This window comes from Pseudomonas sp. EL_65y_Pfl1_R83 (genome assembly GCF_963970695.1).
In the GTDB taxonomy this organism is placed as follows: domain Bacteria; phylum Pseudomonadota; class Gammaproteobacteria; order Pseudomonadales; family Pseudomonadaceae; genus Aquipseudomonas; species Aquipseudomonas tritici.
The window spans coordinates 1-448 of the sequence record NZ_CAXAQI010000442.1 but is presented as its reverse complement, the minus strand read 5'-3'; the positions used below and the strand labels follow the sequence as shown (position 1 = coordinate 448).

General features: G+C 62.1%; 1 protein-coding gene. It reads left to right on the top strand.

All coding sequences use genetic code 11. The annotated features are described in order from the left end of the window. Positions 1-448 (top strand): integrase arm-type DNA-binding domain-containing protein (locus tag AACY08_RS29730; protein ID WP_339472668.1); only part of this gene is annotated, 448 nt, incomplete at both ends.

Genomic DNA, 448 nt, shown 5'->3' with positions numbered 1-448 from the left:
ACGCTGCCGATGTTCGCGAGAAGGACTATTTTATCTGGGACGACGAACTGCCCGGTTTCGGCCTCCGCGTGTTCGCCTCCGGCAAGCGCAGCTACCTCATCCAATATCGCGCTGTTGGACGCACGCGACGCTACACCATCGGCCTGCATGGCGTGTGGACGCCGGAGACAGCCCGGCAAGAAGCGAAGGTCCAACTCGGGCGCGTCGCGCGCGGCGACAACCCTTCCGAAGAACGTCAGCTCGATCACAAGGCCATCACGGTCAAGGAGCTTTGCGCCCTCTATACCGCTGATCTGAACGCGGGCCTCATTCTGGGTAAGGGCGGGCGACCGAAAAAGCCCACCACCATCGTCACCGACACTGGCCGTATCGAGCGGCACATCATCCCGCTGATCGGCGCGCGCCGGGTCAAGGATCTCACCAAGGCCGACATCAACAAGGTCTTGAA